Genomic DNA, 14,958 nt, shown 5'->3' on the forward strand with positions numbered 1-14,958 from the left:
GTTTGGCGCCCTACCTTAAGGGATCAGGCGCATTCAGGTCGAGATTAAAAATTCATCGATATTGCAAAAAGACGTTCTCACGCCCGAACTGGTCACGCAGTGCCTGAATCAGGCCATCTGCCGGGTCGATTCGCCAGCTTTCGCCAAACTGCAGCATCGCCTTGGCATCACTGCCGGTGTACTCCATGGTAATCGGACAGGCACCCCGATGGCGCTTGAACAATTCGCCCAGCCAGTTCAGACGGTCACCCTTGAGGGCATCGGTATGCACCTTCAGGCGCAGGCTTTCAGCCAGGTTGGTACGGGCATCTTCCATGCTCATGACGCGCTTGACCCGCAGGCGCAGGCCGCCGGAGAAGTCATCGTTACTGACCTCGCCTTCGACCACCACCATCGCGTCGGTCTGCAGCAGCGCCTGGGCAGCCATGAAGGCATCGGCGAACAGCGAGGCCTCGATACGCCCAGAACGGTCGTCGAGGGTGACAAATCCCATCTTGTCGCCCTTTTTGTTCTTCATTACCCGCAGGGCGATAATCATGCCGGCCACGGTCTGGGTGTCGCGGGCGGGCTTCAGGTCAATGATGCGCTGGCGGGCAAAGCGGCGGATTTCGCCTTCGTACTCATCGATCGGGTGTCCGGTCAGGTACAGGCCGAGGGTGTCTTTTTCGCCACGCAGACGCTCTTTGAGGGTCAGCTCACGCGCCGCGCGGTGGTTGGCATAGACATCGGCGTCCTCTTCGACGAACAGCCCGCCGAACAGGTCAGCATGGCCACTGTCTGCGGTCCGCGCCGTTTGCTCGGCGGCTTTGATTGCTTCTTCCATCGCCGCCAGCAATACCGCGCGGTTGCGATCGATATTGGCCTGGTAGGCCTTGAGCTCGTCATGGAAGTAAGGCCCCAGGCGGTCCAGGGCACCGCTGCGAATCAACGCATCGAGGGTACGTTTGTTGATGCGCTTAAGGTCAACACGCTCACAGAAGTCGAACAGGTCCTTGAACGGGCCGACCTTGCGTGCGTCGACGATGGCCTCTACCGGCCCCTCGCCCACGCCCTTGATCGCACCCAGGCCATAAACAATACGACCGTCATCGTTGACCGTGAACTTGAAGTCAGAGGTGTTCACATCCGGCGCATCGAGACGCAGCTTCATGCTGCGCACTTCCTCGATCAGGGTCACGACCTTGTCGGTGTTGTGCATGTCCGCCGACAGTACCGCGGCCATGAACGGCGCCGGGAAGTGGGTTTTCAGCCAGGCAGTCTGATAAGACACCAGGCCATAGGCGGCAGAGTGAGACTTGTTGAAGCCGTATCCGGCGAATTTCTCTACCAGGTCAAAGATGTTACCTGCCAGGTCCGGATCAATGTTGTTGCTGGCACAACCTTCAATGAAACCGCCACGCTGCTTGGCCATCTCCTCGGGTTTTTTCTTACCCATGGCCCGGCGCAGCATGTCTGCACCACCGAGGGTGTAGCCGGCCATTACCTGGGCAATCTGCATCACCTGTTCCTGGTACAGGATGATGCCGTAAGTCGGCGCCAGTACCGGCTTAAGGCCTTCGTACTGGTAGTCCGAGTGCGGATAGGCAAGCTCGGCGCGACCATGCTTACGGTTAATGAAGTCGTCAACCATGCCCGATTGCAGCGGGCCGGGACGGAACAGCGCCACCAGGGCGATCAGGTCTTCCAGGCAGTCGGGCTTGAGCTTTTTGATCAGCTCTTTCATGCCCCGTGACTCAAGCTGGAATACCGCCGTGGTTTCGGCCTTTTGCAGCAGGTCGTAGGTTTTCTTGTCATCCAGCGGGATGAAATCGATATTGAGGTCATCCAGGCCCTTCTTGGCCTGCTCGCGGTTGATGGTCTCCATCGCCCACTTGATGATGGTCAGGGTCCGCAAGCCGAGGAAGTCGAACTTCACCAGGCCTGCAGCTTCGACGTCATCCTTATCGAACTGGGTGACCAGGCCGCCGCCCTCTTCATCACAGGCGATCGGCGAGAAGTCGGTTAGCTTGGTCGGCGCGATTACCACACCACCGGCGTGCTTACCGGTACCACGACAGACACCCTCAAGCTTGAGGGCCATGTCCCAGATTTCCTTGGCATCCTCATCGGTCTTGAGGAAATCGCGGAGCATCTCCTCCTGCTCGTAGGCCTTCTCCAGGGTCATGCCGACTTCGAACGGAATCATCTTCGACAGGCGATCAGCCAGGCCGTAGGACTTACCCTGGACCCGCGCCACGTCACGCACCACCGCCTTGGCGGCCATGGTGCCGAAGGTGATGATCTGGCTGACCGCGTTGCGGCCGTAGGCATCGGCCACGTATTCAATGACGCGGTCGCGACCATCCATGCAGAAGTCGACGTCAAAGTCGGGCATGGAAACCCGTTCCGGGTTGAGGAAACGTTCGAACAGCAAGTCATAGGCCAGCGGATCGAGGTCGGTAATCTTCAGCACGTAAGCGACCAGCGAGCCGGCACCCGAACCCCGGCCTGGGCCAACCGGCACGCCGTTGTTCTTGGCCCACTTGATGAAGTCCATAACGATCAGGAAGTAACCGGGGAAGCCCATCTGGATGATGATATCCAGCTCGAACTTCAAGCGGTCGAGGTACACCTGGCGCTTTTCTTCGTAGTTGGGTGTGGTCTCTTTCGGCCACAGCACCGCCAGTCGCTCCTCCAGGCCCTCATGGGAGACATGCCGAAGGTAATCGTCGATGCCCATACCGTTGGGGGTCGGGAAGTCTGGCAGGAAGTGCTTGCCCAGCTGTACCTGGATGTTGCAGCGTTTGGCGATTTCCACGGTGTTGGCCACCGCATCAGGCAGGTCACTGAACAGCTCGGCCATTTCTTCCGGGCTTTTCAGGTATTGCTGGTCGCTGTAGTTACGCGAGCGCCGTGGATCGTCCAGGGCGCGGCCTTCGCCGATGCACACGCGCGTTTCATGGGCGTCGTAGTCCGACTGCTTGATGAAACGCACATCATTGGTCGCCACCAGCGGTGCATTGAACTTGTCGGCCAAGGCTACTGCAGCGTGCAAGTACTCTTCGTCGCCGGCGCGGTTGGTCCGCTGCACCTCGACGTAGAAGCGATCGGGGAACATCGCCATCCAGTCTTGCAGCAAGGCTTGGGCTTCATTCGGGTTGCCGTTGAGCAACGCCTGGCCGATATCGCCTTCTTTGGCTGCCGAAAGCGCGATCAGCCCTTCGCTGGCTGCAGGTATCCAGTCACGCTCGATGACCACCAGGCCGTTGCGCTGGCCTTCAACCCAGCCACGAGAAATCAACTCGGTGAGATTGCGATACCCCTTGGCATCCATAGCCAGAAAGCAGATGCGCGACAGCGGTGCGTCCGGGTCGCGGTTGGCCAGCCACAGGTCGGCGCCACAGATCGGCTTGATGCCCGAACCCATGGCGTTCTTGTAGAACTTGACCAGCGAGCACATGTTGCTCTGGTCAGTGACCGCTACGGCCGGCATGTTCATCGAGGCCAATGCCTTGGCCAGCGGCTTGATCCGCACCAGGCCATCGACCAGGGAGAATTCAGTGTGCAGGCGAAGATGAACGAAAGAAGCCGACATGATGATCCTATAGCAGCACAAAACAACAAGGCCCGGATTGTACCGGGCCTTGATCAAAACATCAGCCAGCGCAGGGCAAACCTGACTGCTGACACTTGCCCACAGCGGTCAGGCTTCGGCGAAGCCAAAACCCTGGGGGTCGCGGGCTTCAAACGCAGCACGCACCGGCGCGAACGAGCGTCGGTGAATCGGTGTCGGCCCCAGTCGCGCCAGAGCTTCGAGGTGCACCGGGGTCGGATAACCCTTGTGCCCACCGATGCCATAACCCGGATAGATCAACTCGAATGCGGCCATTTCCCGGTCCCGGGTGACTTTGGCCAGGATTGAAGCCGCAGCGATGGCTGGCACCTGGCTATCACCTTTGACCACAGGTGCCGAGGGCACCGACAGTTTAGGGCAGCGGTTACCGTCAATCAGTGCCAGTTTCGGCGTCACGCTCAGTCCTTCGACCGCACGTTGCATGGCCAACATGGTGGCATGCAGGATATTCAGCTCGTCGATTTCCTCGACTTCGGCGCGCGCGATGCAGAAGCTCAACGCTTTCTCGCAGATCTCATCAAACAGTTTTTCGCGACGCGCTTCAGTGAGCTTTTTTGAGTCGTTCAGGCCAAGAATCGGCCGCTGCGGATCGAGAATCACCGCCGCCGTTACTACTGCACCGCACAGCGGGCCACGGCCGACTTCGTCGACGCCGGCGACCAGGTCCTCGACCAGGTTGAAGTCCAGTCCCATTTGCATCTATCGGGTTTCCAGCAAAGCCAGCACCGCTTCGGCTGCCTGGTTCGAGGCATCGCGGCGCAGGGTACGGTGAATCTGGTCAAAGCCTTCAGTCTGCTGCACACCGCCCTCGACCAGTGGCGCCAGCGTCTGAGCCAAGGCTTCGGGAGTGGCAGCTTCCTGCAGCAACTCAGGCACCAGCATGCGCTGGGCCAGCAGATTGGGCAGGGACACGTAAGGGCTTTTGACCAGACGTTTGAGAATCCAGTAAGTCAGCGGTGCCAAACGGTAGGCGACCACCATCGGCCGCTTGAACAGCAGTGCTTCCAGGGTTGCCGTGCCCGAGGCAATCAATACCGCATCGCAAGCCGCCAGGGCTTGATGCGATTGGCCGTCGAGCAGCGTCAGTGGCAAGTCACGTCCTTCGAGCATCTGCTCCAGCTGGGCACGGCGCTCGGCATTGGCACACGGGCTGATGAAGCGCACGCCCGGCACCAGCTCACGCAAGCGCTGGGCAGTGTCGAGGAACAACGCGCCCAAACGCCCTACTTCGCCACCACGGCTGCCAGGCATCAACGCCACCAGTGGCCCGTCAGCCAATCCGAGTTGCTCACGGGCAACACGACGATCAGCTTCGAGGGCGATGGTATCGGCCAGCGGGTGGCCAACAAAACGCACTGGCACGCCCTTCTCTTCGTAGAACTTGGCCTCGAAGGGAAACAGCGTCAGCATCAGGTCGCAGCCTTCGCGGATCTTCAGCACGCGCTTCTGCCGCCAGGCCCAGACCGAGGGACTGACGTAGTGCACGGTCTTGATCCCGGCCTTGCGCAGGTTCAATTCAATATTGAGGGTGAAGTCAGGCGCATCAATGCCGATGAATACATCCGGGCGCGCCTCGGTCAAAGTCTGGATCAATGCCTTGCGCCGCTTGAGCAGCTCACGCAGACGTCCCAGCACCTCGACCAGGCCCATCACCGCCAGGCGCTCCATGGGGAAGTAGGACACCAGGCCTTCGGCCTGCATCAGTGGCCCACCGACGCCAATGAAACGCACCTGAGGGTGACGCGCCTTGAGGGCCCGCATCAATCCGGCGCCGAGAATATCGCCACTGGCCTCACCAGCCACCAACGCTACACAGAGTTCCGCCATGTCAGCGCGTGATGCCGCGGGTGGAGTTCTGAATCGACTTGAGGAACACATCGACTTCAGGGAACTGGGCGGCGGGCTCGGTCAGTTCGGCAATCGCCTGTTCGACGGTAAGCCCCTGGCGATAGACCACCTTGTAGGCACGGCGCAAGGCGTGAATGGCTTCTTCACTGAAACCACGACGGCGCATGCCTTCGAAGTTCATGCTGCGCGCTTCGGCCGGATTGCCGAATACTGTTACATACGCAGGTACATCCTTGCCGATGGCAGTGCCCATGCCGGAAAAGCTGTGGGCGCCGATATGGCAGAACTGATGGACCAAGGTAAAACCGGAGAGAATTGCCCAGTCATCGACGTGCACATGCCCGGCCAACGCGGTGTTGTTAACCAGGATGCAGTGATTACCGATAACACTGTCATGACCGATGTGAGCGTAGGCCATGATCAAGTTGTGATCGCCCAAGGTGGTTTCCGAGCGATCCTGCACGGTGCCTCGGTGAATGGTCACACCTTCACGGATGACATTGTGGTCACCGATTACCAGGCGCGTAGGTTCACCCTTGTACTTCAGGTCCGGGGTGTCTTCGCCTACCGAGGAGAACTGGTAGATACGATTGTGCCGACCAATACGGGTCGGCCCCTTGAGGATCACGTGTGGACCGATAACGGTCCCCTCGCCGATCTCGACACCAGCACCGACGATAGACCAAGGGCCAACCTCGACGCCGTCGGCGATTTTCGCCGACGGATCGATGATCGCCCGAGGGTCAATCAAACTCATAGTTTACGTTCCGCGCAGATGATCTCGGCTGAGCACACTGGCTTGCCGTCGACCGACGCCTGGCATTCGAACTTCCAGATCTGGCGCTTGCAGCTGATGAACTTGGCTTCGAGGATCAGTTGGTCGCCCGGCAATACCGGTTGGCGGAAACGCAGCTTATCGGAACCGACGAAGTAGTACAGCGTACCGTCCGCAGGTTTCACGTCGAGCATCTTGAAGCCAAGGATACCGGCCGCCTGGGCCATGGCTTCGATGATCAGCACGCCCGGCATGATCGGGTGCGCCGGGAAGTGACCATTGAAGAAAGGTTCGTTGATGCTGACATTCTTGTAGGCACGAATGCGCTGGGCCTCGACGTCCAGGTCCACTACCCGGTCCACTAACAGGAACGGGTAACGGTGAGGCAGGTATTCGCGAATCTCGTTGATGTCCATCATTTCGGGGGGAAGCCTGTAGTAAAGATAGGGAGCGCCCGCTTTTGCCAGGCGCTCCTTTTGCAAATCAAAGAGTCAGCCTGGGGCTATACACTCTCGATCAGGAAATGGTATCAGCCTTCTGATGAAGGCTGGCTGCCTGAGGTCACGACCTCGACACGCTTTTCCAACTGTTGAAGGCGCTTCGCCATCTCGTCGAGCTGGCGAATCCGTGCGGCACTTTTGCGCCACTCGCCCAGCGGCTGCATCGCCGTACCGGAAGAATAAGCCCCTGGCTCGGTGATCGAGCGCGTGACCATGGTCATGCCGGATACGAAAACGCCGTCGCAGACATCAATATGCCCCACCATGCCAACGCCGCCGGCGATGGTGCAATGCTTGCCGATCTTGGTACTGCCAGAAATGCCGACACAGGCCGCCATCGCCGTGTGATCACCAATGTGTACGTTATGAGCGATCTGGATCTGGTTGTCGAGCTTGACGCCATCGCCGATACGGGTGTCAGCCAGGGCACCGCGGTCGACAGCGGTATTGACACCGATTTCGACATCGTCACCGATACTGACGCCACCAATCTGGGCGATCTTCTGCCAAACGCCTTTTTCGTTGGCAAAGCCGAAGCCTTCGCCACCGATCACCGCGCCCGACTGAATAACCACACGCTTACCGATGCGCACATCGTGATACAGGGTCACCCGCGGGGCCAACCAGCCGCCCTCACCGATCACGCAACGGGCGCCGATAAAGCACTGGGCACCGATGGTGACACCTGGGCCGATCTGGGCACCGCTTTCGATCACCGCGCAGGCACCGACGCTGGCGCTGGCATCGACCTGGGCATCGGCAGCTACCACGGCGCTGGGATGAATTCCCGCTACAGCCTTGGGCTTTGGATCGAACAGGTGGGAGATGCGCGCGTAAGCGAGGTACGGATCAGGGACAATCAACGCGTTACCGGTAAAGCCTTCAGCATCGGCGGCTTTAAGCAGGATCGCAGCCGCGTGGCTGTCGCCGAGGTACTTGCGGTACTGCGGATTGGCCAGAAAGCTCAATTGCCCCGGCCCGGCTTCCTGAAGGGTTGCCAGGCCAGTGATTTCCAGCTCCTCGGGGCCACGTAAGGTGGCGCCGAGGAACTCGGCCAGCTGGCCGAGTTTCATGGTCGCAGTCATGTTCAACGGGACTGGTTCATGCGCTCGATGACTTGGCGAGTGATGTCGTACTGAGGTTTGACATCAATCACCGCGCCACGCTCGAGCACCAGGTCAAAGCCGCCCTTCTTGATCACTTCTTCAACGGCGCCATCAAGCTTGGGCTTGAGTTGCTTGAGCATTTCGCGGTCAGCCACAGCCTTGGACTCGTTCAGCTCCTTGGACTGGAACTGGAAGTCACGGGCTTTCTGCTTGTATTCAAGCTCCAGACGCTCGCGCTCTGGCTGGGCCATCTTGTCGCCACCAGCACGGATGCGGTCAGCAATGCCCTTGGCGCTGCTTTCCAGGTTCTTCAATTTGGTCAGCTGCGGGCCGAACTTCTTCTCGGCATCAACGGCGTACTTCTTCGCCGCGTCCGATTCCAGCAGGGCCATCTGATAGTTCAGGACGGCAACTTTCATTTCGGCGAAAGCCGGGGTTGCGATCAGGGTCGCAGCCAGTACTGCCAGTTGAGTCAACTTACGCACGATGTACTCCTACAGAATCCGTTGTCGTTAGCAAGGGGCAGACCTTAGAAGGTCTGGCCCAGAGAGAATTGGAACACCTGGGTATCGGCTTCGTCCGGCTTCTTCACCGGCATCGCCAGGCTGAAGCTCAACGGACCGAGCGCGGTAATCCAGGTCACGCCCAGACCAACGGAGCTGGCCAGACCCGACAGGCCGACGTCTTCGCAATCAGGCTTGGAACCGCAGTTGGTATCGAATACGTTACCCACATCCCAGAATACCGAGGTGCGCAGCGAGCGCTGGTCTTTGACGAACGGCAGCGGGAACAGCAGCTCGACACCACCCTGGACCAGAACGTTACCACCGAACGGCAGTGGATCCTGATCCGGGTCGGCGATAGTGCCAGGGTTCTTACCGGTACTCGGGGTGCTGCGTGGACCCAGGCTACTGTCCTTGAAGCCACGAACCGAGTTGAAACCACCGGCATAGTAGTTCTCGTAGAACGGCAGGCCGGAAGTGCCGCCGAAACCGTCACCATAGCCCAACTCAGTGTGCAGACGCAGGGTGTAGTCGTTGGTGATTGGCTTGAATAGCTGGCCACGGTAGTCGAGCTTGAAGAACGACAGGTCGCTGCCCGGCGTGGTGGTTTCAAGCACCAGGCTCTGGGAATGGCCACGGGTAGCCAGAACACCCTTGTTCAGGGTCGACTCGGACCAGCCGGCGGAGGCCTTGAAGTTCAGGTACTTGTCACCTTCTTCGTTAACGAAGTCGAAGATCTCGTCGACGGTGTACTGACCGGTCTTGATCTCGTCCTGTTGTACGGTCAGGCCGAAGGTCAGGCGCGAGGTTTCGCTGATCGGGTAACCGACGCTGACACCGGCACCCAGGCTGTCAACCGCATAGCTGGCAACGTCAACGTCGAGGTCGTCGTAGTCAGTGGTGCGATAGAAGGCGTTGTAACCCAGGCTGACGCCATCGGCCGTCCAGTAGGGGTCAACATAACCGAAGTTGTAACGGCTCTGGTATTCACTGCGGGTCAGGCCGAGGGAAACCTTGTTACCGGTACCGAGGAAGTTACTCTGGCTGATCGAACCGCCGAGGATCAGACCGGCGCTCTGGGCGAAACCGACGCTGGCGGTGATCGAACCGGACGCTTGTTCTTCAACACTGTAGTTAACGTCAACCTGGTCATCGGTACCCGGAACAGCCGGGGTCTCGACGTTGACTTCCTTGAAGAAGCCAAGACGCTCCAGGCGGGTTTTGGACTGATCGATCAGGTAGGTCGATGCCCAGCCACCTTCCATCTGACGCATCTCACGGCGCAGCACTTCGTCTTCAGACTTGGTGTTGCCACGGAAGTTGATGCGGTTGACGTAGGCACGCTTGCCTGGATCGACAACAAACATGATGTCGACGGTATGGTCTTGGTCATTCGGCTGTGGCACGCCGTTGACGTTGGCGAAGGTGTAGCCTTCGTTGCCCAGACGACGGGTGATCAGCTCGGAGGTGGTGGTCATCACTTTACGCGAGAACACTTGACCCGGTTGTACCAGCATCAGCGACTTGATCTGGTCTTCCGGCACCTTGAGGTCACCGGACAGTTTTACGTCACGAACGGTGTACTTCTCGCCTTCGTTGACGTTGACTGTGATATAGACGTGCTTCTTGTCCGGGGTGATCGACACCTGGGTGGAGGCGATGTCCATGTTGATGTAGCCGCGGTCCAAGTAGTAGGAACGCAGACGCTCCAAGTCACCGGACAGCTTCTCACGGGCATATTTGTCATCGTTCTTGAAGAACGACAGCCAGTTGGTGGTCTTCAGTTCGAACAGGCCGACCAGGTCTTCTTCAGGGAAGACGGTATTGCCCACCACGTTGATGTGCTGGATGGCGGCAACGGTACCTTCATTGATCTTGATCTTCAGGCCGACGCGGTTACGCGGCTGCGGCACGACTTCAGTGTCGACCTCGGCCGAGTAACGACCTTGGGCCACGTACTGACGTTGCAGTTCGTTACGCACACCTTCAAGGGTGGCGCGCTGGAAGATCTCGCCTTCAGACAGGCCAGACTGTTTAAGACCTTTCATCAGGTCTTCGGTGCTGATGGCCTTGTTGCCTTCGATTTCGATGCTCGACACCGAAGGACGCTCGACCACCGTAATGATCAGGACGTTGCCGTCACGGCCCAGTTGGATATCCTGGAAGAAACCGGTCTTGAACAGCGCACGGGTGGAATCCACCAGGCGACGGTCATCGGCCTCATCGCCGACATTCAATGGCAAAGCACCGAAAACGCTGCCCGCGGAAACCCGCTGCAGACCATTGACACGAATATCGGAGATGGTGAAGGACTCGGCGTGAACTTCAGCGATCATCAGTACGGCGAGAACCGCAGTTAGCAGCAGACGTTTCATGAAGTCCTTTCTTATTCCAACTGGCAATAAACGACCCGCCGCGGGACGCGGCAGGTTCGCAATTGAGCGAAGCTTTACAGTCGACCCAAATCGTTTATCAGGGCAAGCAACATCACCCCGACTACCAAACTGATACCGATCTGGATCCCCCAACCTTGCACCCGATCCGAAAGCGGACGACCACGCGCCCATTCGATCAGGTAGAACAGCAAATGCCCCCCATCCAGTACTGGAATGGGCAGCAAATTAAGAACCCCCAGGCTAATGCTCAAGTAGGCGAGGAAATTCAGGAAATCCCCAACGCCGGACTGGGCTGAAGCGCCCGCCACTTTAGCAATGGTTATCGGTCCGCTCAAGTTTTTTACCGAGAGCTCGCCGAACAGCATTTTCTTCAACGATTCTAGGGTCAGGACACTCATGTTCCAGGTCCGCGAAAGCCCCTCGCCTACGGCCTCCAACGGCCCATAGCTGACTTCCCGGAGCATGGCATCAGGCCACTTCACTGGCTTTACGCCAGCTCCGAGGTAACCACTCGCTGACTTGCCTTCGCCACGTGTGGCCAGGGTAACGGGTACCTCAAGGGTCGCCCCGCTGCGCTCGACCTGCAGAACGATCTTGTTACCCGCACGACCACGGACGGTGTCCACCACCTGCTGCCAGTCGTTGAGCGATTTGCCATCCAGGCTCAACAGGCGATCACCGGGCTGCAGCCCTGCGGCCTTGGCCGGCCCCTTGGGGTCCAACTCCGCCAGCACCGGCGGCAATGCGGGGCGCCACAGACGCAAGCCCAAAGAGCGAATCGGATCAGGCTCGTCAGCGCCTTTGAGCCAGTTATCCAGGGTCAATACATGCGGACTGTCAACAGTCGCACCCTCTTCGCGCACACTGATGTGCAACTGACCGCTTTCACCCAAACGCCGAATCAACTGCAAATTGACTGCGGACCAACCACTGGTCGCTTTGCCATCGATGGATACAATTTCCTGGCCCGCTTTCAGACCTGCCGCCTCGGCTACACTACCAGCCTCGACCGCGCCAATAACCGGACGCTCCTGCTGAGTACCGACCATTGCCAGCACCCAGAAAAACAGAATGGCCAACAAAAAGTTGGCCACAGGCCCTGCGGCGACGATCGCAATACGTTGACGCACCGATTTGCGATTGAACGATTGCTCGATCTGATCAAGCGGTACTTCACCTTCGCGCTCATCGAGCATCTTGACGTATCCGCCCAGCGGGATGGCTGCCACCACAAACTCGGTACCCTGACGGTCGTGCCAGCGCAGCAACGGCATGCCAAAGCCTACGGAAAAACGCAAAACCTTGACGCCACAACGCCGGGCCACCCAAAAGTGACCGAATTCGTGAAAGGTGACCAGCACACCCAATGCCACCAGGGTGCCGATAATCATGTAGAGCGCACTCATATCTTTCTCCGAATGACGTTCAGCCCAGCCGGGCGCCTGGCTTCAGCGCCCGTGATGGTTCAACCACTGCCCGGCCAACTGCCGGGCACGCTGATCGGCAGTAAATACCGCGTCAAGCGTCTGCACTGCGACGACCGGTTCCTGGTCGAGCACTGTCTCGATCATACTCGCGATCTCCGGGAAGCGAATCCGCCGCTGGAGAAATGCCTCCACCGCCACTTCGTTTGCCGCATTGAGCATCGCCGGTGCGCTGTTGCCAGCCTCGGCAGCCTGGCGCGCCAAACGCAGGCACGGAAAACGCTGTTCATCCGGCGCCTGAAAGTCCAGGCGGGCAATCGCAAACAAATCAAGCGGCGCCACGCCGGAATCGATTCGCTGCGGCCAGGCCAGGGCATTGGCAATGGGTGTACGCATGTCTGGATTGCCCAACTGGGCCAACACTGAACCATCGATATAATCGACCAGCGAGTGGATCACACTTTGCGGGTGCACAACCACCTCGACCTGACTTGGGCGCGCATCGAACAACCAGCAGGCTTCGATCAGCTCCAACCCCTTGTTCATCATGCTGGCCGAATCAACCGAGATTTTGCGGCCCATGGACCAGTTCGGATGCGCGCAGGCCTGCTCCGGGCTGACCGTGGCCAGTTCGGCCAATGGCGTTTCGCGAAACGGCCCACCGGACGCGGTGAGCAAAATGCGTCGCACACCTACCTGCGACAGGCCACGCGCATAATCACCGGGCAAGCACTGGAAGATCGCGTTGTGTTCGCTGTCGATCGGCAACAGCACAGCACCGCTGCGCTGCACCGCCTGCATGAACAGGGCACCGGACATCACCAGCGCCTCTTTGTTGGCCAACAGCACCTTCTTGCCCGCCTCAACCGCCGCCAGGGTCGGGCGCAAGCCCGCCGCGCCGACAATCGCGGCCATCACGGCGTCGACTTCAGGGGCTGCGGCGACTTGGCACAAGCCGCCCTCACCTTCGAGCACTTCAGTTGCTGAACCGGCAGCGACCAGGCCTGCGCGCAGCTGCACAGCCGCCTCAGCCGAGGGCACTACGGCAAAGGCTGGCGCATGACGCAGGCATAACGCCAACAACTGCTCCAAACGTGAGTAACCGCTCAGGGCGAACACCTGGTAACGCTCGGGATGGCGAGCAATCACATCCAGGGTGCTCATCCCGATCGAACCGGTGGCACCCAGTACGGTAATGCGCTGCACGCCGCTCACATCACGCCCCAGTTGGCTGCCCAGAGCAGCACAGCAAACAAAGGTATGGCAGCGGTCAGGCTGTCGATGCGGTCCAGTACGCCACCGTGACCTGGCAGCAGGTTGCTGCTGTCCTTGATCCCGGATCGGCGCTTGAACATGCTTTCGGTCAGATCGCCAACCACCGACACTAGCACCACCACGGCAGCGCCCAACAGACCCAGCAACAGCTCTGCGACACTCCAGCCACGGCTCAAGCCGACAACCAGGGTAATCACCAGGCTCAGCGCCAGGCCGCCGTAAACGCCCTCCCAGCTCTTGCCAGGGCTCACCTGCGACGCCAGCTTGCGCTTGCCGAAGGCCCGTCCGGAGAAGTACGCACCGATGTCAGCACCCCAGACCAGTACCATTACCGCCATGATCAGCCAATTACCCAAAGGCCAGTGCTTGAGCAGCACCAGACCTTGCCAGGCTGGCAACAGGATCAGCAGGCCGATCAGTAAACGGCAGGCAACGCTGGACCACAGCGCACTGGTACGCGGATAGGTCAATACCAGCCAGGTCGCCACACCCCACCACAACACCGAAGCACCAAGCACCCAAGGCGCCAGGTCCGGCATCAGGTAGAGCAGCATCAATAACCCGGCCACCACAGCGGCATAGGCCACGCGAACGGTTTGCGCCACCAGGCCTGCCAGGCGCGCCCATTCCCAGGCACCGAGGGTGACCACCAGGCCGATGAACAGGGCGAAATCGCCGCCATCGAGCAAGAAGAAACCGCCCAAGGCGATCGGCAACAGGATCAGCGCAGTGATGATGCGTTGTTTAAGCATTAAGCACGGGCTCCAGCTTCGACCTGCTCGCTGGTTTTCCCGAAGCGGCGCTGGCGCGAAGCGTAATCGGCCAACGCTGTGCGCATGGCCTCGTGTTTGAAGTCCGGCCAGAACAGGTCGGAGAAGTAGAGCTCGGCGTAGGCCAGCTGCCACAACAGGAAATTGCTGATGCGGTGCTCACCACCGGTACGGATGCACAGATCGGGCAGCGGCAGGTCGCCTGTTGCCAGGCAAGTCTGCAACAGCTCGGGGGTAATGTCGTCCGGACGCAGGTGGCCGGCCTGAACCTCACGCGCCAGGCGCTGGGCGGCCTGGGCGATATCCCACTGGCCACCATAGTTGGCGGCAATCTGCAGGATGAAGCGATTGCTCCCGGCCGTCAGCGCCTCGGCCTCACGCATGGAGGCCTGCAGCTCAGGATGGAAGCGTGAGCGATCACCGATGATGCGCAGGCTGATGTTGTTGTCATTGAGGCGTTTGGCCTCACGGCGCAAGGCCGACAAGAACAACTCCATCAAGGCACCAACCTCTTCGGCTGGGCGCTGCCAGTTTTCACTGGAGAAGGCGAACAGGGTCAGGACCTCGACCTTGGCCTCAGCGCACACCTCAATGACCGCGCGCACGGCGTCGACGCCTGCCTTGTGCCCGGCAACTCCGGGCAACAGGCGCTTCTTCGCCCAGCGATTATTCCCATCCATGATGATCGCGACATGGCGCGGCACCGATGGGGACACACCCTGTTTGGTCTTTTCCATTAAAAAAAGTC

12 protein-coding genes are annotated in these 14,958 nt (G+C 59.6%); all 12 read right to left on the bottom strand.

The window, feature by feature from the left end; genetic code table 11:
- Positions 1-52 precede the first annotated feature (52 nt).
- The 12 genes from dnaE to uppS all read right to left on the bottom strand — a co-directional run bounded on the left by dnaE (position 53) and on the right by uppS (position 14,947).
- A complete protein-coding gene (gene dnaE / locus ACQRAX_RS06345) occupies positions 53-3,574 on the bottom strand; it encodes a DNA polymerase III subunit alpha (RefSeq protein WP_412037928.1) in 3,522 nt (1,173 codons plus the stop codon).
- 108 nt (positions 3,575-3,682) lie between these two features.
- Positions 3,683-4,312: a ribonuclease HII gene (gene rnhB, locus ACQRAX_RS06350; protein ID WP_412037927.1), complete on the bottom strand. Its 630-nt coding sequence runs from the start codon at positions 4,310-4,312 to the stop codon at positions 3,683-3,685.
- A complete protein-coding gene (lpxB, locus tag ACQRAX_RS06355) occupies positions 4,313-5,440 on the bottom strand; it encodes a lipid-A-disaccharide synthase (RefSeq protein WP_412037926.1) in 1,128 nt (375 codons plus the stop codon). It abuts the gene before it with no gap.
- Between the two features lies 1 nt (position 5,441).
- On the bottom strand, positions 5,442-6,218 hold the full coding sequence (gene lpxA / locus ACQRAX_RS06360) for an acyl-ACP--UDP-N-acetylglucosamine O-acyltransferase (RefSeq protein WP_045189682.1): 777 nt from the start codon (positions 6,216-6,218) through the stop codon (positions 5,442-5,444).
- Positions 6,215-6,655, bottom strand: coding sequence for a 3-hydroxyacyl-ACP dehydratase FabZ (fabZ, locus tag ACQRAX_RS06365; RefSeq protein WP_038613986.1), 441 nt, complete (start codon positions 6,653-6,655; stop codon positions 6,215-6,217). The genes lpxA and fabZ overlap by 4 nt, the downstream gene beginning before the upstream one ends.
- A gap of 110 nt (positions 6,656-6,765) precedes the next feature.
- Positions 6,766-7,827: a UDP-3-O-(3-hydroxymyristoyl)glucosamine N-acyltransferase gene (gene lpxD / locus ACQRAX_RS06370; protein WP_412037925.1), complete on the bottom strand. Its 1,062-nt coding sequence runs from the start codon at positions 7,825-7,827 to the stop codon at positions 6,766-6,768.
- Complete coding sequence (locus ACQRAX_RS06375) at positions 7,824-8,327, bottom strand: OmpH family outer membrane protein (RefSeq protein WP_038996736.1); 504 nt, start codon at positions 8,325-8,327, stop codon at positions 7,824-7,826. The genes lpxD and ACQRAX_RS06375 overlap by 4 nt, the downstream gene beginning before the upstream one ends.
- 44 nt (positions 8,328-8,371) lie before the next feature.
- Positions 8,372-10,720 (bottom strand): outer membrane protein assembly factor BamA, encoded by a 2,349-nt coding sequence (bamA, locus tag ACQRAX_RS06380; RefSeq protein WP_412037924.1) that lies wholly within the window; start codon positions 10,718-10,720, stop codon positions 8,372-8,374.
- 74 nt (positions 10,721-10,794) lie between these two features.
- Positions 10,795-12,147 (bottom strand): RIP metalloprotease RseP, encoded by a 1,353-nt coding sequence (gene rseP / locus ACQRAX_RS06385; RefSeq protein WP_412037923.1) that lies wholly within the window; start codon positions 12,145-12,147, stop codon positions 10,795-10,797.
- 42 nt (positions 12,148-12,189) lie between these two features.
- On the bottom strand, positions 12,190-13,380 hold the full coding sequence (ispC, locus tag ACQRAX_RS06390) for a 1-deoxy-D-xylulose-5-phosphate reductoisomerase (protein ID WP_412037922.1): 1,191 nt from the start codon (positions 13,378-13,380) through the stop codon (positions 12,190-12,192).
- Complete coding sequence (locus tag ACQRAX_RS06395; RefSeq protein ID WP_412037921.1) at positions 13,377-14,192, bottom strand: phosphatidate cytidylyltransferase; 816 nt, start codon at positions 14,190-14,192, stop codon at positions 13,377-13,379. The genes ispC and ACQRAX_RS06395 overlap by 4 nt, the downstream gene beginning before the upstream one ends.
- Positions 14,192-14,947 carry a polyprenyl diphosphate synthase gene (uppS, locus tag ACQRAX_RS06400; protein ID WP_045189664.1) on the bottom strand — a complete coding sequence of 252 codons (756 nt, stop codon included), beginning with the start codon at positions 14,945-14,947 and terminating at the stop codon, positions 14,192-14,194. Before uppS ends, ACQRAX_RS06395 begins: the two co-directional genes overlap by 1 nt.
- Between the last annotated feature and the right edge of the window lie 11 nt (positions 14,948-14,958).

It is taken from the genome of Pseudomonas sp. UM16 (assembly GCF_050312595.1).
Lineage (GTDB): Bacteria > Pseudomonadota > Gammaproteobacteria > Pseudomonadales > Pseudomonadaceae > Aquipseudomonas.

What these genes read in the sequence shown, in the direction of transcription:
- bamA (WP_412037924.1), bottom strand. Translation starts at nt 10,720, where the DNA reads ATGAAACGTCTGCTGCTAACTGCGGTTCTCGCCGTACTGATGATCGCT.
- ACQRAX_RS06395 (WP_412037921.1), bottom strand. Translation starts at nt 14,192, where the DNA reads ATGCTTAAACAACGCATCATCACTGCGCTGATCCTGTTGCCGATCGCC.
- lpxB (WP_412037926.1), bottom strand. Translation starts at nt 5,440, where the DNA reads ATGGCGGAACTCTGTGTAGCGTTGGTGGCTGGTGAGGCCAGTGGCGAT.
- fabZ (WP_038613986.1), bottom strand. Translation starts at nt 6,655, where the DNA reads ATGATGGACATCAACGAGATTCGCGAATACCTGCCTCACCGTTACCCG.
- lpxA (WP_045189682.1), bottom strand. Translation starts at nt 6,218, where the DNA reads ATGAGTTTGATTGACCCTCGGGCGATCATCGATCCGTCGGCGAAAATC.
- dnaE (WP_412037928.1), bottom strand. Translation starts at nt 3,574, where the DNA reads ATGTCGGCTTCTTTCGTTCATCTTCGCCTGCACACTGAATTCTCCCTG.
- uppS (WP_045189664.1), bottom strand. Translation starts at nt 14,947, where the DNA reads ATGGAAAAGACCAAACAGGGTGTGTCCCCATCGGTGCCGCGCCATGTC.
- rseP (WP_412037923.1), bottom strand. Translation starts at nt 12,147, where the DNA reads ATGAGTGCGCTCTACATGATTATCGGCACCCTGGTGGCATTGGGTGTG.
- rnhB (WP_412037927.1), bottom strand. Translation starts at nt 4,312, where the DNA reads ATGCAAATGGGACTGGACTTCAACCTGGTCGAGGACCTGGTCGCCGGC.